This window comes from Streptomyces profundus (genome assembly GCF_020740535.1).
In the GTDB taxonomy this organism is placed as follows: domain Bacteria; phylum Actinomycetota; class Actinomycetes; order Streptomycetales; family Streptomycetaceae; genus Streptomyces; species Streptomyces profundus.
The window spans coordinates 297,226-316,957 of the sequence record NZ_CP082362.1 but is presented as its reverse complement, the minus strand read 5'-3'; the positions used below and the strand labels follow the sequence as shown (position 1 = coordinate 316,957).

The 19,732-nt window shown below is 72.9% G+C and carries 17 protein-coding genes, 1 pseudogene and 1 riboswitch; of the genes and pseudogenes, 13 read left to right on the top strand and 5 right to left on the bottom strand.

From position 1 onward, the window contains the following. Window positions 1-1,011 precede the first annotated feature (1,011 nt). Window positions 1,012-1,929 carry an LLM class flavin-dependent oxidoreductase gene (locus tag K4G22_RS01340; protein ID WP_228077730.1) on the bottom strand — a complete coding sequence of 306 codons (918 nt, stop codon included), beginning with the start codon at window positions 1,927-1,929 and terminating at the stop codon, window positions 1,012-1,014. 268 nt (window positions 1,930-2,197) lie between these two features. Between K4G22_RS01340 and K4G22_RS01335 the strand changes: the two genes are divergently transcribed. From K4G22_RS01335 to K4G22_RS01325, 3 genes are all read left to right on the top strand, one after another. Further along, on the top strand, window positions 2,198-3,637 hold the full coding sequence (locus K4G22_RS01335) for a GuaB1 family IMP dehydrogenase-related protein (protein ID WP_228077729.1): 1,440 nt from the start codon (window positions 2,198-2,200) through the stop codon (window positions 3,635-3,637). Between the two features lie 75 nt (window positions 3,638-3,712). Next, the gene (locus K4G22_RS01330; RefSeq protein WP_228077728.1) at window positions 3,713-4,405 is read left to right on the top strand and encodes a class I SAM-dependent methyltransferase; all 693 of its coding nucleotides are present in this window, start codon (window positions 3,713-3,715) and stop codon (window positions 4,403-4,405) included. Window positions 4,406-4,576: 171 nt separating this feature from the next. Beyond that, window positions 4,577-5,029, top strand: a complete 453-nt coding sequence (locus K4G22_RS01325; RefSeq protein ID WP_228083915.1) for a phospholipase — start codon at window positions 4,577-4,579, stop codon at window positions 5,027-5,029. 18 nt (window positions 5,030-5,047) lie between these two features. On the opposite strand, the gene K4G22_RS01320 is transcribed toward K4G22_RS01325, so the two are convergent. Continuing rightward, complete coding sequence (locus K4G22_RS01320; protein WP_228077727.1) at window positions 5,048-6,265, bottom strand: MFS transporter; 1,218 nt, start codon at window positions 6,263-6,265, stop codon at window positions 5,048-5,050. Window positions 6,266-6,398: 133 nt separating this feature from the next. Here K4G22_RS01320 and K4G22_RS01315 point away from each other — a divergent pair, with 133 nt between their 5' ends. The 8 genes from K4G22_RS01315 to K4G22_RS01280 all read left to right on the top strand — a co-directional run bounded on the left by K4G22_RS01315 (window position 6,399) and on the right by K4G22_RS01280 (window position 13,557). Next, window positions 6,399-7,619, top strand: coding sequence for an ROK family transcriptional regulator (locus tag K4G22_RS01315; RefSeq protein ID WP_228077726.1), 1,221 nt, complete (start codon window positions 6,399-6,401; stop codon window positions 7,617-7,619). A 620-nt stretch (window positions 7,620-8,239) separates the two neighbouring features. Continuing rightward, a riboswitch (FMN riboswitch) is annotated at window positions 8,240-8,370 on the top strand. Between the two features lie 304 nt (window positions 8,371-8,674). Next, window positions 8,675-9,307 (top strand): riboflavin synthase, encoded by a 633-nt coding sequence (locus K4G22_RS01310; protein WP_228077725.1) that lies wholly within the window; start codon window positions 8,675-8,677, stop codon window positions 9,305-9,307. After that, on the top strand, window positions 9,304-9,969 hold the full coding sequence (locus tag K4G22_RS01305) for a nicotinamide mononucleotide transporter family protein (protein WP_228077724.1): 666 nt from the start codon (window positions 9,304-9,306) through the stop codon (window positions 9,967-9,969). Before K4G22_RS01310 ends, K4G22_RS01305 begins: the two co-directional genes overlap by 4 nt. After that, window positions 9,966-11,324 (top strand): bifunctional 3,4-dihydroxy-2-butanone-4-phosphate synthase/GTP cyclohydrolase II, encoded by a 1,359-nt coding sequence (locus tag K4G22_RS01300; protein ID WP_228077723.1) that lies wholly within the window; start codon window positions 9,966-9,968, stop codon window positions 11,322-11,324. The genes K4G22_RS01305 and K4G22_RS01300 overlap by 4 nt, the downstream gene beginning before the upstream one ends. Window positions 11,325-11,377: 53 nt before the next feature. Beyond that, a complete protein-coding gene (ribH, locus tag K4G22_RS01295; RefSeq protein WP_228077722.1) occupies window positions 11,378-11,884 on the top strand; it encodes a 6,7-dimethyl-8-ribityllumazine synthase in 507 nt (168 codons plus the stop codon). 13 nt (window positions 11,885-11,897) lie between these two features. Then, window positions 11,898-12,170 carry a phosphoribosyl-ATP diphosphatase gene (locus tag K4G22_RS01290; protein ID WP_228077721.1) on the top strand — a complete coding sequence of 91 codons (273 nt, stop codon included), beginning with the start codon at window positions 11,898-11,900 and terminating at the stop codon, window positions 12,168-12,170. 62 nt (window positions 12,171-12,232) lie between these two features. Next, window positions 12,233-13,081, top strand: coding sequence for an ATP phosphoribosyltransferase (gene hisG, locus K4G22_RS01285; RefSeq protein WP_228077720.1), 849 nt, complete (start codon window positions 12,233-12,235; stop codon window positions 13,079-13,081). Next, entirely contained in the window at window positions 13,078-13,557 is a 480-nt protein-coding gene (locus K4G22_RS01280) for a PH domain-containing protein (protein WP_228077719.1), read from the top strand. Before hisG ends, K4G22_RS01280 begins: the two co-directional genes overlap by 4 nt. A 798-nt stretch (window positions 13,558-14,355) precedes the next feature. On the opposite strand, the gene K4G22_RS01275 is transcribed toward K4G22_RS01280, so the two are convergent. Both K4G22_RS01275 and K4G22_RS01270 read right to left on the bottom strand, forming a co-directional pair. Next, entirely contained in the window at window positions 14,356-16,200 is a 1,845-nt protein-coding gene (locus K4G22_RS01275) for an AAA family ATPase (RefSeq protein ID WP_228077718.1), read from the bottom strand. Between the two features lie 78 nt (window positions 16,201-16,278). Continuing rightward, window positions 16,279-16,851 carry a uridine kinase family protein gene (locus K4G22_RS01270; protein WP_228077717.1) on the bottom strand — a complete coding sequence of 191 codons (573 nt, stop codon included), beginning with the start codon at window positions 16,849-16,851 and terminating at the stop codon, window positions 16,279-16,281. A gap of 167 nt (window positions 16,852-17,018) precedes the next feature. Between K4G22_RS01270 and K4G22_RS01265 the strand changes: the two genes are divergently transcribed. Further along, on the top strand, window positions 17,019-18,401 hold the full coding sequence (locus tag K4G22_RS01265) for a peptidase C39 family protein (protein ID WP_228077716.1): 1,383 nt from the start codon (window positions 17,019-17,021) through the stop codon (window positions 18,399-18,401). Window positions 18,402-18,453: 52 nt separating this feature from the next. Here the strand turns inward: K4G22_RS01265 and K4G22_RS01260 are convergent. Beyond that, a pseudogene (locus tag K4G22_RS01260) lies at window positions 18,454-18,594 on the bottom strand (tyrosine-type recombinase/integrase); the annotation flags it as partial. A gap of 447 nt (window positions 18,595-19,041) precedes the next feature. On the opposite strand from K4G22_RS01260, the gene K4G22_RS01255 reads away from it, so the two are divergent. After that, window positions 19,042-19,374, top strand: coding sequence for a hypothetical protein (locus K4G22_RS01255; protein WP_228077715.1), 333 nt, complete (start codon window positions 19,042-19,044; stop codon window positions 19,372-19,374). Window positions 19,375-19,732: the final 358 nt, after the last annotated feature.

Here is a 19,732-nt window from a genome sequence, read left to right as displayed (position 1 = left end):
TGTTGGGGCCGCTGGGTCGGGCGTCTGGGTGGCTGAACGGTGAAGTGGCCGGCGGTGGTTCGGCGTTGGTGCCGGCCGGTCTTCCGCTGCGCGGGTGGCCTACGGCTGTTGAACGTTGATGGCTCGGCCCCGGCGCGCGACCGCTGCGCGGGCTGGGCCGTGAAGTGGCCTGCACCTGTTGGATGTTGGGGCCGCTGGGCCGTCCGCTGTGCGGGCCGAATGGGGGAAGCGGCTTGCGGCCGTTCGGCGTTGAGGCCAGCCGGTCGGGCGCTGGGCCGGTGGTCGGTTCGGCCTCGTGTCTCGGCGCCCGTGTCTCGGCTGGGGGCCGGGGCGAGCCCCGGCCCAACGGCCCGTCCGCTGCGCGGGTGGCCTACGGCTGTTGAACGTTGAGGGCTCGGTCCCCGGTGCGCGACCGCTGCGCGGGCTGGGCCGTGAAGTGGCCTGCGGCCGTTCGGTGTTGAGGCCAGGTGGCAGAGCGCTGGGCCGGCTGTTGGGCGGGAAGTGGCCTACGGCGGCTTGGTGTTGAGGCCAGCCGGTCGGGCGCTGGGCCGGTTGGTCGGTTCGGTGCCCGTGTCTCGGCTGGGGGCCGGGGCAGCCTCGGCCCAACGGCACATCCGCTGCGCGGATCCTGGTGCCGTTCGCCGCTTCGGCTTGGGGGAGCGGGCTGCGGCCCTTGGCTGCCTCGGCTCGGGGGCCTTGCCTCGGTGTGTCCGGGCCTACGGCCCGTGCGCTGCACGGAGAACTGGCCGACGGCCGGTCGCCGTCCGGGCCTACGGCCCGTGCGCTGTGCGGTTCGGCGCTTCGGTTTGGGGGAGCGGGCTGCGGCCCTTGGCTGCCTCGGCTCGGGGGCCTTGCCTCGGCGCGTCCGGGCCTACGGCCCGTCCGCTGCACGGCGAGGTGGCCGACGGTCGTTTGCCGTCCGGGCCTACGGCCCGTCCGCTGTGCGGGGCTCGACTCGCGGGGGCTCCGTTGTCACGCGCGTAGCGGAGGCCGCCGCCACCTGACGGGCCGTCAGGGCACGGTCTCCAAGGTGGGGGTGATGACCTGTTGGTCGACCCAGGTGGCGACGTGGGGAGGGAAGGGCATGCGGAGGCTGAGGACGATATGGGTGATTCCGGTGTCGATCAGGGCGCGGACCGTGGCCCGGGTGGTGGCCGGGTCGTCGTAGGAGACATGGGTCTGGGCGGAGCGGACAAGGCCGGCCGGGTCCCGGCCGAGCGTCGCGCAGTGGGCGTCCAGGGCCTTGGCCCGCTCGCGGATCGTCGGCAGGTCGTGGTGCGGTGGGCCCGAGATGTTCCAGATGTCGGCGTGTTCTGCGGCGACGCGGAGCGTTCCGTCGCCGGCGCCGCCGACCAGCAGGGGGAGGTGGCGGGCGGGGCGAGGCACGATCTGGGCCCCGTGCAGCCGGTAGTGCCGGCCGTCGAAGTCGACCGGGTCCCGCGAGTCCCAGAGGGAGCGCAGCAGTTGGCAGCTCTCCGTCAGCCGGGCCAGGCCCTCGCCCGGCGCGGGGGGCGCGATGCCGAGCGCGCGGTAGCCGGCGACGGCCCTGGCCGCCGGGCCCGGCGCCGGCTCCGCGCCGGCGCGCGGCCGGGTGGTGCCCATGCCGAGGCCGACGGTGAGGCGGCCGGCGGAGACCTCCTCGACGGTGGTGGCGATCTTGGCGAGCAGGGCCGGCGGGCGCAGGCGGTTGCTGGAGACCAGGAGGCCGAGGCCCAGGCGTTCGGTGCTCGCGGCGAGCGCCGCGAGGGTGGTCCAGCCGTCCAGCGCGGGGCCGCCCGGCGGGCCGAAGACGGGGAGCAGGTGGTCCCAGAGCCAGGCGTGCTCGATGTGTTCGATCTCGTCGGCCTCGCGCCAGACGCGCAGCAGATCCGCGTAGGTCACGTGTGCGGGCGTGGTCTTGATGCCGAAGCTCAGCCGCTGAGCGGTCATGGCCCCCCGTTCGGTGCGGTGGGTGTCGTTCGTCGAGCGCCATGGTGGCAGCGGTGCGCCGGTCGCCGGCGGGTTCGGCGGATCGTTCCCCCGGCGGATGGCCGCACGCGCGGGGGCGCGGGGGCGGACGCACGCCCCGGCGCGCGCCGCCGCGCGGTGCTGTGCGGACGGTTACCCCGGTCGGCCACGACCTGGGTGATAATGACACAGGAGCCGCAGCCTCCCACCCGCCCGATGACAGCGAGCCACAGCAGGTGAGAGTGCGCCCATGAAGTTCCTCCACGACGCCAAGCCGTCCTATGACCTGACCTATGACGATGTCTTCATGGTCCCCAACCGCTCGGCCATCGGTTCCCGGTTGGCGGTCGACCTCTCCTCGCCGGACGGCACCGGGACGACCATCCCGCTGGTGGTGGCGAACATGACCGCCGTCGCCGGGCGGCGGATGGCGGAGACGGTGGCCAGGCGGGGCGGCCTCGCGGTGATCCCACAGGACATTCCGATCGATGTGGTGACCGAGGTGATCGGCTGGGTCAAGCGCCGCCATCTGGTGTTGGACACCCCGATCGTGCTGGCCCCGACCCAGACGGTGGCCGACGCGCTGGCGCTGCTGCCCAAGCGGGCGCACAACGCGGGGGTGGTGGTGTCGGCGGAGCGCCCGGTCGGCATCGTGACGGAGGCCGACCTCACGGGTGTCGACCGGTTCACGCAGGTCGGCGAGGTGATGTCGCGCGATCTGCTGGTCCTCGCCGCGGACCTGGACCCCCAGGAGGCGTTCACCACGCTGGACTCGGCACACCGCAAGATCGCCCCAGCGGTGGGCCCCGATGGACGGTTGGTGGGCATCCTCAGCCGGAAGGGCGCGCTGCGGGCCACGCTCTACCAGCCGGCCGTGGACGACGAGGGCCGGTTGCGCGTCGCCGCTGCCGTCGGCATCAACGGCGATGTGGCCAGCAGGGCCGAGGCGTTGCTCGCCGCCGGTGTGGACACGTTGGTGGTGGACACCGCCCACGGCCACCAGGAGTCGATGCTCTCGGCGCTGCGCGCGGTGCGCGCCCTCGACCCCCGGGTGCCGGTGGTGGCGGGGAACGTGGTCTCAGCCGAGGGCACGCGGGATCTGATCGAGGCGGGCGCGGACATCGTCAAGGTGGGCGTGGGCCCGGGCGCGATGTGCACCACGCGGATGATGACGGGCGTCGGCAGGCCGCAGTTCTCGGCCGTGTTGGAGTGCGCCGCCGAGGCGGCCAGGTTGGGCCGGCACGTCTGGGCGGACGGCGGGGTGCGGCATCCCAGGGATGTGGCGATGGCGTTGGCGGCCGGCGCGTCCAATGTGATGGTCGGCTCCTGGTTCGCCGGCACCCACGAGTCGCCCGGCGATCTCCAGCAGTCGGCCGACGGGCGGCTCTACAAGGAGAGCTTCGGCATGGCCTCGGCGCGCGCGGTCCGCTCCCGCACCTCGGCCGAGTCGGCCTACGACCGGGCGCGCAAGGGGCTGTTCGAGGAGGGCATCTCCACCTCGCGGATGTTCCTCGACCCGGCCAGGCCGGGCGTGGAGGATCTGGTCGACTCCATCGTGGCCGGCGTCAGGTCCGCGTTCACCTACGCCGGGGCCGGCAGCCTGGCCGAGTTCGGCGAGCACGCGGTGGTGGGGGTGCAGAGCGCGGCCGGATACGCCGAGGGGCAGCCGCTGTACGCGAGTTGGCAGTGACGGGTCACCGGAATGGCGTGTTCGAGGTATCCGAAACATTGGTCCCGGGGCAACCGACCGTGATCTGATGATGGCATGAGTGGACGTACCCGTGAGGGATACAGCGGAACGGGTCCCGGGCCGATCACGCCGGACGGCTGCGCCGTGGAGCGTTGGCTCCGGCTGCCGGTCGGGCGTGAGCCGAACATCATCGAACGCGCGGTTCCGCCCGGTGCCAGCATCCTCGAACTCGGTTCCGGCGTCGGGCGGGTGACCCACCCGCTGGTCGAACGGGGCTTCGCGGTGACGGCCGTCGACGAGTCCCCCGAGATGCTGGAGCATGTCAGGGACGCGCGCACGGTGTGCTCGTCGATCGAGGAGCTGGAGCTGGGCGCCGAGAAGTTCGATGTGGTGCTGCTGGCCTCGTTCCTGATTCACAACGGTGATCCCGGCGTGCGTGCGGGGATGTTGCGCACCTGCCGCCGCTATGTCGCCGACGGCGGGCTGGTGTTGATCCAGCGGGAGGGCGAGGACTGGCACCACCGGGTGCCCCGGGAGGCCAGGACCGGCCCCGACGGGGTGATCCGGGTGGCCGCGGCCGACCCGATCGGGCCCGATCTGACGCGGATCCGGGTCGAGTACGAGTTCCCCGACGCCGAGTGGACGCACACCTTCCCGTCCTACCGCTGGAGTCGGGAGGCGTTCGAGGAGGCGCTGGAGGGCGCGGGGCTGCCCGTCGAGCGGTATCTCACCCTGGATCGCACCTGGGTGCTGGCGCGCCCCTCCTGAACGCGTCCCGAGCCCGGCCAACCGGTCGCCGTCATTCGTTCGCACGCCTGTCAACTCATCCGTGTGCGCGAAGGGTTGAGCAATCCTTCAGTGATCCGTAGGTTCGTCTCCCGGAAGACACGGCCCGCCCGTTCGGGCGGGCCGCCGACCCTGGGAGGATGCGCCATGCGCATGCGTCATCGGATCGCCACCCTGCTCTCCGCCCTCGCTCTCGGCTTCGGCACGGTCGCCGTCGCGGCGGCCCCCGCGAACGCGGCGCCGGCGGACAAGCCGCAGGTGCTCAGCAGTTGGACGCAGACCAGCGCCAGCAGCTACAACGCCTGGGCGTCGGCCCGCGGCAACCAGGGCAACTGGTCGTCGTACGGCTTCGACTGGAGCACCGACTACTGCTCCTCGTCGCCCGACAACCCCTTCGGCTTCCCCTTCAGCATGTCATGTGCGCGACATGACTTCGGGTACCGCAACTACAAGGCCGCCGGCACCTTCGACGCCAACAAGGCCCGTCTCGACAACGCGTTCTACCAGGATCTGCTCCGGGTCTGCGGCAACTACTCCGGTGCCACGGCCACCGCCTGCAACGGCACCGCCTGGACCTACTACCAGGCGGTCCGCCTCCTCGGCTGAGCCGTCGGGACCTCGGCCTCAGGGAGCGGGCAGCGTCCTGGTGGCGCTGCCCGTGTCCGAGGCCACCGCCCCGCGCGCGGGGCGCGGCCCGAGCACTCCCGCGCCCAGCAGCAACAGCGTGAGCGCCGCCGTCACCAGGCCGAACGACGCGCGCAACGAGGCGAGTTCGCCGAGCGCGCCGATCACCGAAGGGGCGAACAGGCCGGCCGTGTAGGTGACCGTGGCCACCCCGGCGATCGCCCTGCTCGGGTTGGGGCCGCTGTGGCCCGCGGCGGCGAAGGTGAGCGGCACCACCACGGCGACGCCCACGCCGATCAGGGCGAACCCCGACACCGCCTGCGCCGAGGTGGTGGCCGTGACCACCAACAGGCCGCCGGTCGCGGCCAGTCCCGCGCTGATCCGCACCGTGCGCACCGGTCCGAGCCGCCGCACCACCGCGTCCCCGGCCAGCCGGGCGACCGCCATGGTGCAGGCGAACGCGGTGTAGCTGGCCGCCGCGACCGTCTCCGACGCGTCGGTGACATCCCGCAGATAGACGCCGGACCAGTCCATGCTGGCGCCCTCGGCCAGCACCGCGCAGATCCCCACGGCGCCGATCAGCAGCGCCGACCTCGGCGGCAGCGCGAACCGGGGCGGCGCCGCCTCGTCCGCCGTCGGCCGCACATCCAGCAGGCCCCGGCTCAGGAACGGGACGGCGAGCGTCAACGCCACCGCGACCAGGGAGAGATGGATCCGCGCGTCCAAGCCGAGCCAGACGGCGCCGACGCCGAGCGCCGAGCCGAGCAGCGTGCCCACGCTCCACAGGCCGTGCAGCCCCGACATGATCGACCGGCCATGGCGCTCCTCGACCTCCACGCCCTGGGCGTTCATGGCCACGTCCGCCATGCCGCCCGTCGCCCCCGAGAGGAAGAACAGGGCGCAGAGCAGCGGCAGGTTGGGCGCCAGCGCGACCAGCGCGAACGTCACGGTGTAGAGCGCCATCAGGCCGCGCACGGCGGCCCGCGCGCCATGGCGGTGCATCACCCGGCTGGCCAGCGGCATCGCCGTCGCGGCGCCGATCGCCGGAAAGGCCAGCGCGACGCCCAACGCGGCTGTGCCCAGGCCGAGTTGGTCCTGGAGCCAGGGGATGCGGGTGACAAAGCTGCCGCTGGCCGCGCCATGCACGGCGAAGATCAGGGAGACGGCGATCCGGGCCCGACGTATCCGCATGCGGTCGGCGGAAGGCTGCTGAGACATGGGGATTCCGATTCCTCGGGAGGCTCACGGGGCGGGGCGGAACGAGCCGGCGGACACGAGAGCGCGCGTCCGGGACCGACCGGGGAAAAACTATCAGGAAGGCTTCCTGATAGAAAGCGGATATGATCGGCCCATGAGCACCGTCCGCACCGCCACCCCCCGCACGGCCCGTGTCATCAACGACCGGGCCGTGCTCGAACTCCTCGCCGAACACGGGCCGTTGACCGCGCCCCGGCTGCGGGAGCTGACCGGGCTCTCCCGTCCCAGCGTCGCCGACCTGCTGGGCCGGCTCAACCGCGAGGGCCTGGTCACCGTCGTCGGCGAGGCGGGCGCTGACCGGCCGGGCCCCAACGCCAAGGTCTACGGTCTGGTCCCCGACCGGGCCCATGTCGCCGCGCTGGACGTGCGCACCGACGGTGTCGCCCTCGCCCTGGCCGACCTCACCGGCGAGACGGTCGCCACCGCGACGCTGCCGCTCGACCCGCCGGCCACGCCGCCCGGCGGCGAGGGGGCCGGGCATCCCATGGTCGAGACGGCGCTGGCGACGCTGGCCCGGGAGCGGCGCCGCGCCGGGGTGCGGGAGCTCCACACCGTCGTGCTCGGCGCCCCCGGCCTCGCCGACCCGGCCACCGGCGCGCTGCGTCCCTCCGGCGGCCTCCCCGCCTGGCACCGGGAGCTCCTGTTCGCGCTGCGCCGCACCCTCGACGTGCCGGTGCTGCTGGACAACGAGGTCAACCTCGCCGGGATCGCCGAACACCGCCTGGGCGCCGTCCAGGACGTGGACACCTATGTGCTGCTGTGGCTGGGCGCCGGCGTCGGCGCGGCCGTGGTGCTCGGCGGCGCGCTGCGCCGGGGCGCGTCGGGCGGCGCCGGCGAGGTCGGCTTCCTGCCGGTCCCGGGCACCGGGGGAGTGCCGTCGTCCGCCGACTGCGACCGGGGCTTCCACGGTCTCGCCGCCAGCGCGGCCGTCCGCGCGCTGGCCGAACGGCACGGGCTGCCGGCCCCCGACGTCCCGGCCGACGACGTGGCCCACGTGGAGACGCTGGTCCGCCGCGCGGTGGCCGAGGACATCGGCCCAGCGGCGGGCTTCCTCGACGAGCTGGCCGGGCGGATCGCCCTCGGCGCGGCCTCGGTGACCGCGGTCCTCGACCCGGGGTATCTCGTCCTCGGCGGCGAGGTCGGCCGCGCCGGCGGGGAGGCGCTGGCGCGCCGCGTCGCGGAGCGGCTGCGCGCCCTGTCCCCGCTGGAGACGGAGGTGCGCGCCTCGACGGTCACCGGCAGCGCGGTCCTCGGCGGCGGGCTGCTCACCGCGCTGGACGCCGCCCGCGCCGACCTCTTCGCGACCGACCGCTAGACGAGTGCTCTGCGCCGGCAGCCCCACGGCTTGCCGCCGCCGGGCCGCCGGCCTGTCGGCCTGTCGGCCTGCCGTCGTGGCCTGCGGCCGGCCGGGTGCTGTCTGGGCTGTCGCCCTTGGCCCAGGGCTCGCTGTCTGCCGGCTGGTGGCTGGTACGTCGTCCGGTGGGCTGTCGCCCGCTGTTCGGTTACGACTAGCCGCCCCACGGCTTGCCGCCGCCGGGCTGTCGGGCTGTTGGCCTGTCGTAGTGGCCTGCGGCCGGCCGGGTGCTGTCTGGGCTGTCGCCCTTGGTCCAACGCTCGCTGTCTGCCGGCTGGTGGCTGGTGGCCGGTGCGCCGTCCGGCGGGCTGCCGCCCACCGCCCACCGGCCGTTGCCGCCCGCCCGCACGACGGCTCGCGGCCCGGCCCGGCCCACCGTCCGCCCGCCTGCCGGCCCGCCCGCCTGCCGGCAGGCGGGGCGCCGGGGGCGTGTTCCGGTTGTTCGGCCTGGGGGGCGTGGGGTGTCGGGCATGGGTGTCCGGCGTTGGTGGTCCGTTGGGTTGGCGGGAGGGGTGTGAGGGGGATCACAGGGGGGCGTGGGTGGGGGGATCACGTGGCAGACTGGGGGTGTACCAGTGACGTAGCGCACTCCGGGGTCGGTGAAAGTCCGAACCGGCGGTTATAGTCCGCGACCCGTCCGCTGCCAGCGGCCGGTTGACCAGGTGGAATTCCTGGACCGACGGTTAAAGTCCGGATGGGAGGCAGTGCGCGGCGGGTGTGGTGTGCGTGTTCGGCTCGTTCGGGTGTCCCTCTTCGAGGGGCGTCGTGTGGTCCGGTCCCGCGTCGCCGATGTCCCGTCGTCCCTGAAGTCAGCCCCGGAGTCGTGCCCTGAAGAGGCAGGAGACCCGGTGGCCCCCGCATTCGCAGCCCGCGTGCTCGGCGCTCTCGACGCCCGCGCGGAATCACCATCCCGCTCCCGGTGTTGCTCCTGCCGGCACACGCCGACGCCGCCCCGCGCGTCGTCGGCCCGCCGCGTCCCGCGTCCCGTCGCCGTTCGCAGCACCGAGGAGTCCTGAATGTTCACCGGAATCGTCGAAGAGCTGGGCGAGGTCGTCGCCGTCGAGCGTCTGAACGACTCGGCGCGGCTGCGCCTCCGCTCCAAGGTGACCGTCGAGGACGCCGTGCACGGCTCCTCCATCGCCGTCAACGGCGCCTGTCTGACGGTGGTGGAGCTGGGCGCGGACGAGTTCACCGCCGATGTGATGGCCGAGACCCTGCGCCGTTCCAACCTCGCGGGGCTCGCCGCCGGCGACCCGGTGAACCTGGAGCGCCCCATGGCGCTGGGCGGACGCCTCGGCGGCCATCTGGTGCAGGGGCATGTGGACGGCACCGCCGAGGTGCTGGAACGCGTCCCCGGCGAACGCTGGGAGACGGTCAGCTTCGCGCTGCCGCCCGCGCTGGCGCGCTATGTCGTGGAGAAGGGCTCGATCACGGTGGACGGCGTCAGCCTGACCGTGGTCGAGGCCGGGGCCGACCGCTTCAGCGTCGGCCTCATCCCCACCACGCTCGACCTGACCACCCTGGGCCACCGGCGGCCGGGGGATCTGGTGAACCTTGAGGTCGACCTGCTCGCCAAGCATGTCGAGCGGCTGCTGGCGTATGGCGTCACCGCCGGCCCGGGCGGCGCGGAGGGGGTGAACGCGTCATGAGCCTCGACCAGTTGAACGCCACCGCGTTCGAGGTGTTCGACCAGCGGGTGATGTGGTCCGACATGGTCGGGAACCTCGCGGGGCTCGCCGCGCTCGCGCTCGGCTGGCGCCGCTCCATCCTCACCTGGCCCGTCCAACTGCTCTCCGGGCTGATCCTGGTGGCCGCCTACGGCGCGGCCGACCTCGGCGGCGGTGTGGGCAAGCAGCTGCTGGTGATCACCGTCGCCCTGTGGGGCTGGCGGCAGTGGCGGATCGGCCGGCGGGACACGGGGGACGGCCAGATCTCCGTCCGATTCGCCACCTGGCGGGAGCGCGGCGCGCTGCTCGCCGGCGCCGCCGTCGGCACCCTGCTGGTGGGCGGCCTGTTCACCGCCTTCCCCGAGCTCTCCTGGAACCCCTGGCCGGACGCCTATATCTTCGTCGGCACCCTGGTCGCCATGGTGGCCCAGGCCAGAGGGCTCGTGGAGTTCTGGTTCGCCTGGCTGCTGGTCGACCTCGTCGGCGTCCCCCTCGCCTTCAGCAGCGGGCTGCCGTTCTCCGGACTCGTCTATGTCGTCTACCTGTTCCTGGTCATCTGGGGGATGCGCGACTGGTGGCGGCGCACCCGTGAACGGCAGGAAACACGCCCCGTGGTGGGGACCCTGGAAGGAGCGTCGGTATGAACGTCGCGCGACGGGCGCCCGAGGTGCCCAAGACGCAGTCCCAGCCCGTCACCGGGCACGAGGCGTCGCACGACCCGGTGGACGAGGCGCCGCTGGACCCGATCGAGCGGGCCGTCGCCGATATCGCGGCCGGCCGTCCCGTCGTCGTCGTCGACGACGCGGACCGGGAGAACGAGGGCGATCTGGTGATGGCCGCCGAGCTGATCACCCCCGAGATCGTCGCCTTCATGATGAGCGAGTGCCGGGGCCTGATCTGCGTGCCGATGGTCCCGGAGGAACTGGACCGGCTCGACCTGCCGCAGATGGTGGAGAAGAACACCGAGTCGATGGCCACCGCCTTCGCCGTCTCGGTGGACGCCGGCCCCGAGCACGGCGTCACCACCGGCATCTCCGCCGCCGACCGGGCGGCCACCATCCGGCTGCTCGCCGACCCGGCCGCTGGCGCGAGCGACTTCGCCCGCCCCGGCCACGTCTTCCCGCTGCGGGCGCGCACCGGCGGCGTGCTGGTCCGCGACGGGCACACCGAGGCCGCCGTCGACCTGGCCACGCTCGCCGGGCTGCGGCCCGCCGGCGTGGTGGTGGAGATCGCGGGCGAGGACGGCACCATGCTGCGGCTGCCCGCGCTGCGCTCCTTCGCCCGCCGGTACGGCCTGACCCTGGTCTCCATCGCCGACCTGGTCGCCTATATCGAGGCCCAGGACGCGGCCGAGGCGCCGGCCACGGCGCCGGCGGTGCACCACGAGGCGGTCACCGCGCTGCCCACCGCGCACGGCGCGTTCCGGGCCCACGGCTACCGTTCCGCCGCCGACGGCGTCGAACACATCGCGCTGGTCAACGGGGACCTGGGCGACGGTGAGGACGTCCTGGTGCGGGTGCACTCCGAATGCCTCACCGGGGACATCTTCGGCTCCCAGCGGTGCGACTGCGGGCCGCAGCTCGCCACCTCACTGGACCGGATCAGCGCCGAGGGGCGCGGCGTGGTGCTCTATCTGCGCGGGCACGAGGGGCGCGGCATCGGATTGCTCTCCAAGCTGCGCGCCTACGAGCTTCAGGAACGCGGACGGGACACCCTGGACGCCAATCTGGAGCTGGGACTGCCGGCCGACGCCCGCGACTACGCCGTGGGCGCGCGGATCCTCGCGGACCTCGGTGTGCGCTCCCTGCGCCTGATGACCAACAACCCCGACAAGGCCGAGGCGCTCACCCGACACGGCCTGCGGGTCAACGGCCGGTTGCCGCTGCCCATCTCACCGGGCGAGCACAACCTCCGCTACCTGCGGACCAAGAGGGACCGGATGGGCCACGACCTGCCCTGGCTGGACACCGCCCCGGTGTCCGCCTGCGGCAACCAGTAACCCGGCAACACGCAGCGACATCCAGCGACACACGCAGATCCGAGGAGTAAGCCGTGAGTGGGACAGGCTCCCCCGAGTTGACGGTCAGCGACGCCACCGACCTGCGGGTCGCCGTGGTGGCCGCCCAGTGGCACCGGACGGTGATGGACGGGCTGCTGGACGGCGCGCAGCGCGCCCTGGACGAGTTCGGCGTGACCACGCGCACCGTGCTGAGCGTCCCCGGCAGCTTCGAACTCCCCGTGGCGGCGGCCGTGTTGGCCCGTCAGGGAGTGGACGCCGTGGTCGCGCTCGGGGTGGTCATCCGGGGTGGCACGCCGCACTTCGAGTATGTCTGCCAGGGCGTCACCGAGGGCCTGACCCGGGTCAGCGTGGACACCGGCGTGCCGGTCGGCTTCGGCGTGCTCACCTGCGACACGGAGGCGCAGGCGCTCGCCCGCGCCGGCCTCGCCGGCTCCGTCGAGGACAAGGGACACGAGGCGGCCAGCGCCGCCGTCGCCACCGCCGCCGTGCTGCGGGCCGCGACCGAACCCGGGCGCTGGCCGGTGCCGCCCACGCCGTAGGCTGAGGGGCACCATGGCCAACAAGACATTCGACCAGCTCTTCGCAGAGCTACAGCAGAAGGCCGCCGCCGGCGACCCGTCCACCTCGCGCACCGCCGAGCTGGTCGGGGCCGGCGTCCACACCATCGGCAAGAAGGTCGTCGAGGAGGCCGCCGAGGTGTGGATGGCCGCCGAGCACGAGAGCGCCGACCGCACCGCCGAGGAGATCTCGCAGCTCCTCTACCACCTCCAGGTGATGATGGTCGCCCGGGGCATCTCGCTGGACGACGTCTACGCCCACCTCTGAGCACCCCGACCCCACCCGTTCCCCCGACCCGCTGTGCCTACTTCGCGAAGGAAAGCCCGCTCATGCTGCGCATCGCCGTTCCCAACAAGGGTTCCCTCTCCGAGCCTGCGGCGGCCATGCTCCATGAGGCGGGCTACCGGCAGCGCAAGGACCGCAAGGAACTCGTGCTGATCGACGTGGACAACCAGGTCGAGTTCTTCTACCTGCGCCCGCGCGATATCGCCGTCTATGTCGGCCTCGGCCGGCTCGACATCGGCATCACCGGGCGTGACCTGCTGCTGGACTCCCGCGCCGACGCCGAGGAGATCATGCGGCTCGGCTTCGCCGCCTCCACGCTGCGCTACGCCACCACGCCGGGGACGGTCTCCGACGTCCAGGAGTTCAACGGCCTGACGGTGGCCACCTCCTTCGCGGGGGTGGTCGGTGCGCACCTGGCCGAGCACGGTGTCGAGGCATCCGTGGTGCACCTGGACGGCGCGGTGGAGACGGCCATCCAACTCGGGGTGGCCGAGGTGATCGCCGACGTGGTGGAGACCGGCACCACGCTGCGCAACGCGGGCCTCGACATCGTCGGCGAGCCCATCCTGGAGTCCGAGTCGGTGGTCATCCGCCGCCGGGGCGACACCGAACAGGAGGCCAAGGTGCAGCAGTTCCTCCGCCGTCTCCAGGGCGTCCTGGTGGCGCGCCGCTACGTGATGATGGACTACGACATCAGGACGGAGCTGGTGGAGAAGGCCGTCGCCCTCACCCCGGGTCTTGAGTCGCCCACCGTCTCGCCGCTGCACGACCGGGGCTGGGCCGCGGTCCGCTCCATGGTGGCGGTGCGCGACGCGCAGCGCGTCATGGACGAGCTGTACGACCTGGGCGCGCGGGCCATCCTCACCACCGGCATCCACGCGGCCCGGCTGTGACCGCCGAACGGGACGCGCTGCCGCTGACCATCCGCCCCGTGGTCACCCGGCTGGTCCTCCTCTCCACCGGGCTCGCGGTCTGGGGTGTGCTCACCCTGATCGCGGTGCTGCTGCCGGCCGGCGGCGCGGTCAGTTGGGGGCTGGGGGACCGGCTGGCGGTCAGCGGCAGCGGGCTGCTGGTCTTCGCCATGCTGGCGCTGCTCAGCCGGCCCAGGCTGTCGGCCGACGACGCCGGCGTCACGGTGGTCAACCTGACCACCGTGCGCCGCCTGGCCTGGCCGGAGATCGTCCGCGTCACGCTCCGCCCCGGCGACCCGTGGGTCACCCTCGACCTCGCGGACGGCAGCGTGCTGCCCGTGATGGCCATCCAACCCGGCGTCTCCCGCCGCAAGGCCCTCGCCGACGCGAGGACGCTGCGCTCGCTCGCCGATGCCCTCGGCTCCGCCGAGGACCCGGCCGAAGGCCCGGTCGCCTGACCGCCGTCGGGTGCCTTGACGTGGCGACGCCGCGCTGGCTCGGCTCCGCCGAGGGGCCGGCCGTCTGACTGCGGTCTGCCGCCGGGTGCCTTGACGCGCGGATGCTGCGTTGGCTCGCCGACGCTCTCGGCTCCGCCGAGGGTCCGGTCGCCTGACCGCCGCCGGGTGCCTTGACGTGGCGACGCTGCGCTGGCTCGCTGATGTTCTCGTTTCGGTCGATGGTCCGGTCGTCTGACTGCGGTGTGCCGCCGTGGGCGTTGACGCGCGGACGCTGCGCTCGCTCGCCGACGCTCTCGGCTCCGCCGAGGGCCCGGTCGCCTGACCGCCGTCCGCCGCCGGGTGCGTTGACGCGGCGACGCCGCGCTGGCTCGGCTCCGCCGAGGGGCCGGCCGTCTGACTGCGGTCTGCCGCCGGGTGCGTTGACGCGCGGATGCTGCGTTGGCTTGCCGACGCTCTCGGCTCCGCCGAGGACCCGGTCGCCTGGCTGCGGTGTGCCGTCGGGTGCGTTGACGTGGCGACGCTGCGCTGGCTCGCTGATGTTCTCGTTTCGGTCGAGGGTCCGGTCGTCTGACTGCGGTGTGCCGCCGGGGGCGTTGACGCGCGGACGCTGCGCTCGCTCGCCGATGCCCTCGGCTCCGCCGAGGACCCGGCCGAGGGCCCGGTCGCCTGACCGCCGCCGGGTGCGTTGACGCGGCGACGCTGCGCTCGGCCGGCGTTCCGGACGGTGGTGACGGCGCGGCACCTCGTTCGACCGGCGCTGTCCGGATTGCCCGGCTGCCCCGGGGGCGGGGGCAACGGTCAGGTCAGCGGGGGGAGTTCGTCGTCCGTGGGGCGGGCGCGGCCGGCGAGGACCTCGCCGTAGGCGAGCATCAGGTCCGGCAGGCGCAGCGTGGACAGCTCCTGCCGGGTCGGCGCGGCGCCTGACTCCGTGAGGCGGACGTCCCGGAAGGCACAGCTGGACTCGTAGAGGGTGCGCAGGAAACGGCCGTTCCCCAGGTCGTCGATCCAGCCCTCGGCCACCACATGGCCGCTGATGCTGCGCAGCTCCTCCAGCGCCTCCGGATCCCAGGAGTCGCCGTGCTCCGCCGCCAACAGCTCGCCGATGGCGGTGAGTTCGTCGGGCCGGTAGCTGGGGAACTCCACGCGCGTCGCGAACCGCGAGCCCAGGCCCGGGTTGGCGGCCAGCAGCCGGTCCATGCCCTCCGGGTAGCCAGCCAGGATCACCACCAGGTGCTCCCTGCTGTCCTCGGCCCGCTTCAGCAGGACCTGGAGCGCCTCGTCCCCGTAGGCGTCCCCCTTGCTGTAGCCGGAGTGCACCAGGCTGTACGCCTCGTCGATGAAGAGCACCCCGCCGAGCGCCGAGTCGATCAGACGGTTCGCCTTGACCGCCGTCTGGCCCAGGAACTCGCCGACCAGGTCCGCCCGTTGGGCCTCCACCAGCCGGTCGTGCGCCAGCACGCCCAGCGCGTGGAAGACCCGGCCGAGTATCCGGGCCACCGTGGTCTTGCCGGTGCCCGAGGGGCCGGAGAAGACGAAGTGCCGCTTGGGAGGCTGCGTCGGCAGGCCCTGCCCGGAGCGCAGCCTCGCCATCCGCAGCTGGGCCGACATGGCCCGCACCTGCTCCTTGACCGGCTCCAGGCCGACCATCCGATCCAACTCGGCGAGCGTCTGGGCCAACAGCGTCGGATCGGGGGCCGGCGGCGCCAGGCCCGCCGTGGTGTCCTGACCGGCCGTGCCGAAGCGCGCGGCGCCCTCGGCACCCGGCCACTCGCCCCCGGCGGCGGTGGCGGGCGACGGCACCCGCCGGTCGGGATAGGGCGACTCATCGGGGCCGCCGGACGCCACCAGACCCGCCTCGTCGTCCCCGTCGCCCAGGCCGCCCAACGGCAGCCCCTCGGCGTCGTCATGGGTGAGCGCGGTCAGCCGGATCGCCGTGTCCATGAACTCCGGGTCGGCGTGCTGGACCGCGCGGTACAGCGGGATGGCCGCCGCGCTGCGCCCACTGCCCTCGCGGGCCCTCGCCAGCCAGTAACGCAGCTCCTTGCGCTGCGGATGCTCGCTGCGGCAGCGCACCAGCGCCGCCGCCAACAGCGGTTCCGCCTGGTCGAACATCTCCAGCCGCACCCGCGCCATCCCGGCGAACAACCCGGCCTCCACGCCCAGTTGCGGGTCGTCGGTGAGCTTGGACGTATAGCGGTACAGCCCCTCCCAGTCCTTGGAGAGATAGCACCGGCAGGCGTGCAGGAAGCGGGCGTAGGGATCGGACTCGGGGGCGGGGCAGTCGGCCAGCGCGCGGTCCAGCTCCGCCATCCGGCGCCCGTCGAGTAACTGCGAGGCGTGCGCCAGCACCAGGTCCCGCTCCGTCTCCAACACCGGCTGCACCCACCAGCCCAGCCAGTACCAGGAGCTCAACGGCCGCCCGTGCCGCGCCCGCTGCTCGCCGAACCTGGCGCGGTTGCGGTACATCTGACGGAGCGCCACCGGCACGTCCGTGCGCAACGCGTGGAGGCCGAGCCAGGCGTCGGCCATGCCCGGGTCCTCCCTGACCGCCGCGCGGAACTCCTCCTCGGCCTCCGGGTACGCGGCGGCCGTGTACGCGTCCACCCCCCGCAGCCAGGCCAGATCCGCCGTGGGAGAGGGCATCCCGGGGGCCGGCCCGCCAGCAGTCATGCGCGCCTCGCACAGCGGGTGCCGCCGCCCGCCGCCGGCATCCGGTGGACCTTATTCGCAGGCATGGTGACTGTCTCCCCCTGAAGTCATCAGGATATCCGCAAAGGGTCTTGACGGGTCATCGGCAAAATGACGCAGCTCGGCCGGTTGCCATCCGTCCCAGAACGCGGCCTGGGCCGGCCCGTCCCGCCCCCGCCCCCGCCGCCACGCCTCCTCGGCCGGCATATCCAACCAGATCAGCAGGGCCAGAAGGGGGCGCAGGGCGCGCCGGCCCGCGCCCACGCCCTCCACCAGCACCACGGGCGCGGGTGGGAGCGTCGCAGTGCCGGTGAACGCCCGCCGCGTCCAGTCGTACACCGGGTAGTGGGCCGGCTCGCCGCGCGCCAGGGGATCGAGCACCTGGTCGAACAGCGTGTCCGTCCAGTCGAAGAGCGCGTCGTGCGAGGCGAGGTCGTCCAGCCGCAGCACCGCGGTGCCGGGCAGCAGCCGGGCCAGCGTGGTGGCCAGGGTGCTCTTGCCCGAGCCGGCGTGCCCGTCGATACCGACCAGCCGCACCGGCCCCACCGAGGGCGGCAGCGCGCGCAGCCCGGCCGCCAACTCGGCCGGGTCCCCTTCGAAGATCATCGTCGGCCAGGGTAGCGCCGCCACTGGTCGACACCAATATTGGTACGCGCTGTCCGCAGGACCTTACTGGTCGTCAGCCCGCGCAGCCGAGATAGTGGTACGCACTCGCGCCTGTGCCGCCTCGCCGCCGGGCGAGGCGTGGGCTCTGACCACCGGGAGACCAACACGTGACCAGCACCCCCCGACGCACCGTACTGGCCGCCGCCGTCGCCGCCGTGGGCACCGCCACCGCGCTGTCCGCCACCCCCGCCCTCGCCGCCGGCCGCCCGGGGAGGCCCGACCGCCCCGGCCGCCCCGGCCGACCCCACGCGGACTCCACCATCGAGTACCACGCCTGGACCACGGCCGCCGACTGGCGCCAGGGCACGGGCGACGGCGTCTCCGTCGTCGGAGGCACCCGCCCCGGCGTGCGGATCGCCGACCCGGTGGGCACCCTCGAATACGCCGACCCCCATCTGGGCACCACCAGGACCTGGGAGTACGCCACCTGGCTCTCCCCGGTGCGCACCCCGGCCACGCCGGGCAGCGAACTGATCGCCTCCTGGAACACCGACACCCCGGCCGGCACCTGGGTCCGCGTGGAGGCCCGCGCCACCTACTCCGACGGCACCGAGAGCCCCTGGTACACCCTGGCGGTCTGGGCCTCGGGCGACGAGGACGTCCGCCGCGCCTCGCTGGACGGCCAGGAGGACGGCAAGAGCACGGTCTGGACGGACACCCTCGCCATCGACGACACCGACTCGGGCCTCCGCCTCGCCTCCTACCGGCTGCGCCTCACCCTGCACCGGGCGCCGGGCAGCGACGCCACGCCCACCGTCTGGCGGGCCGGCGCGATGACCTCGGACGTCCCGAACCGCTTCGAGGTGCCGGCGAGCACCCCGGGCGTGGCCGCCGGCATCGAGCTGACCGTCCCCCCGTACTCGCAGAACGTCCACGTCGGGCGCTACCCCGAGTACAACAACGGCGGTCAGGCCTGGTGCAGCCCCACCTCCTCGCAGATGATCATCGAGTCCTGGGGGCGCGCCCCGACACCCGAGGACCTCGCCTGGGTGAACCCGGACTACGACGACCCCCAGGTCTGCCACGCGGCCAGGTTCACCTACGACTACGAGTACGGGGGCTGTGGCAACTGGCCGTTCAACGCCGCCTACGCCGCGACCTATCCGGACCTGGAGGGCGTCGTCACCCGGATCGCGTCGCTGGACGAGGCCGAGGAGCTGATCGCCGCGGGCATCCCGTTGATCACCTCGCAGTCCTTCTACGAGGCGGAGCTGGACGGCGCCGGCTACGGCACCGCGGGCCACCTGATGACCGTGGTCGGCTTCACCGACGACGGCGACGTCATCGCCAACGACCCGGCCAGCAGCGCCAACTCCGCCGTCCGCCGCGTCTACCGCCGCCGCCAGTTCGAGAACATCTGGCTGCGCACGCAACGCTACGACGAGGCGGGCCAGGTGCGGGGCGGTTCGGGGGGCGTCTGCTACCTCTACTTCCCGACCACCCCGGCCCCGGCCCAACGCCGCGCGCTGCGGCGTCTCGGGCTCTGCTGAGGGCGGTCCCGACGAAGGGAGCGCAGAGGGTCTCCCACGTCGGATGCCCGTAGCGGTCGACCGTGACCTTGATCGAGCGGTGTCCCGACCAGCGAGAGACCTCGTGAAGGGGGACACCCTTGGTCAGGGTCATGGTCGCCCACAGATGCCGCAGATGGTGCGGCGTGTGGTGGGGGAGACCGCGACGATTGATGGCCCGATGCCAGGGACCCCCTGAGGAGATCGGGACAGGGAAGAGTCCCCTTTTCGGTGAGGATCGGAAAGCTTTGGGCGAACGGTGCGACCGAATCCGGGAGGGGATGTCCCACCAGTCTCCCTCCCGGCGGTTTTTGAGTGTGCGTGACGAACGACGTAGACGCCCTTTCGGATTTTAGTGCGTGTTTCTCGATGCCTGAGGATAATCGTGTTGCCGTGGAAATCCTTTTCGTGCAGGCCGAGTACCTCACCTATCCGCAGTCCGTAGCAAGTCATCAGCCATACCGCTGGGTCACGTCGCGGGCCAGTCCACGGCTACCTACGGCAACAGAACCCGAGTCCCGCACCCCCCGTGGCATGGCAGCCTGGGAGGGCCCGGGGTGGGATACCTTCGCTACGACAATCAGGATTGGGCGACAACCCCCGTCGCTGTAACGGAGTTCAGATGATGAGAAGGATCGACGACGCAGAACTGCGCGGAAAGCGGCAGGAGTACGTGGCTCAGATTCTGGTGAGTGATGAGTATGTGCAGCGGCTGGGGGAAGGGGCTCCCGACCGAGTCACGGATGGCTTGGGGGTATGGCTGTCCACTTCCGTGAGGCTTGAGACGGGTGATATCGCGGTCCTGGCCCGTCATGAGGAACACCCTCCGGCGCCGGGCTACATTCTGACGGCTGTCTCGGATCTTTCTGGTGAGGAAGTCATCGAACGGTTTCTCCGAGAAACAGGGCTGAGCGAGTCAGTGGTGGTACGTCCGCAGGATGACTACCCGAGTTGAATGTGTGAAGTCGGCTGTGGTCGTGCGGAGTGCTTCGCGTGCGCGGGGGCATGTCGCCCCGTGGGCGACTGGGGCAGAACACGGAGCCGTGGCAACGCTACGCCGAGCAGTCCGAGGTGGGCTCTCAGCCCTCGGCGCTTGGGGCCCGCCGTGCTGGGGCGAGGCTCCGACCACCCGGCGGGGGGTCGGCTCGATTACGAGTTGGGACGTGGGGAGCCACAGGGCGAACGGGCGGGGCGGGAGGAACGGCACGCTCCGGGAAGTCCGGGCCCCTTCGCCGGGTACCTCGGATAGGCGCGCCCACGGCACGCCGTGTCGATCGCGGTCGCCGGGCACCTCGTCCCCCGGCCTCACGTCG

Coding starts and splice junctions, on each gene's coding strand:
- K4G22_RS01340 (WP_228077730.1), bottom strand. CDS start 1,929: ATGACCGCTCAGCGGCTGAGCTTCGGCATCAAGACCACGCCCGCACAC.
- K4G22_RS01335 (WP_228077729.1), top strand. CDS start 2,198: ATGAAGTTCCTCCACGACGCCAAGCCGTCCTATGACCTGACCTATGAC.
- K4G22_RS01330 (WP_228077728.1), top strand. CDS start 3,713: ATGAGTGGACGTACCCGTGAGGGATACAGCGGAACGGGTCCCGGGCCG.
- K4G22_RS01325 (WP_228083915.1), top strand. CDS start 4,577: ATGCGTCATCGGATCGCCACCCTGCTCTCCGCCCTCGCTCTCGGCTTC.
- K4G22_RS01320 (WP_228077727.1), bottom strand. CDS start 6,265: ATGTCTCAGCAGCCTTCCGCCGACCGCATGCGGATACGTCGGGCCCGG.
- K4G22_RS01315 (WP_228077726.1), top strand. CDS start 6,399: ATGAGCACCGTCCGCACCGCCACCCCCCGCACGGCCCGTGTCATCAAC.
- K4G22_RS01310 (WP_228077725.1), top strand. CDS start 8,675: ATGTTCACCGGAATCGTCGAAGAGCTGGGCGAGGTCGTCGCCGTCGAG.
- K4G22_RS01305 (WP_228077724.1), top strand. CDS start 9,304: ATGAGCCTCGACCAGTTGAACGCCACCGCGTTCGAGGTGTTCGACCAG.
- K4G22_RS01300 (WP_228077723.1), top strand. CDS start 9,966: ATGAACGTCGCGCGACGGGCGCCCGAGGTGCCCAAGACGCAGTCCCAG.
- K4G22_RS01290 (WP_228077721.1), top strand. CDS start 11,898: ATGGCCAACAAGACATTCGACCAGCTCTTCGCAGAGCTACAGCAGAAG.
- hisG (WP_228077720.1), top strand. CDS start 12,233: ATGCTGCGCATCGCCGTTCCCAACAAGGGTTCCCTCTCCGAGCCTGCG.
- K4G22_RS01275 (WP_228077718.1), bottom strand. CDS start 16,200: ATGCCCTCTCCCACGGCGGATCTGGCCTGGCTGCGGGGGGTGGACGCG.
- K4G22_RS01270 (WP_228077717.1), bottom strand. CDS start 16,851: ATGATCTTCGAAGGGGACCCGGCCGAGTTGGCGGCCGGGCTGCGCGCG.
- K4G22_RS01255 (WP_228077715.1), top strand. CDS start 19,042: ATGATGAGAAGGATCGACGACGCAGAACTGCGCGGAAAGCGGCAGGAG.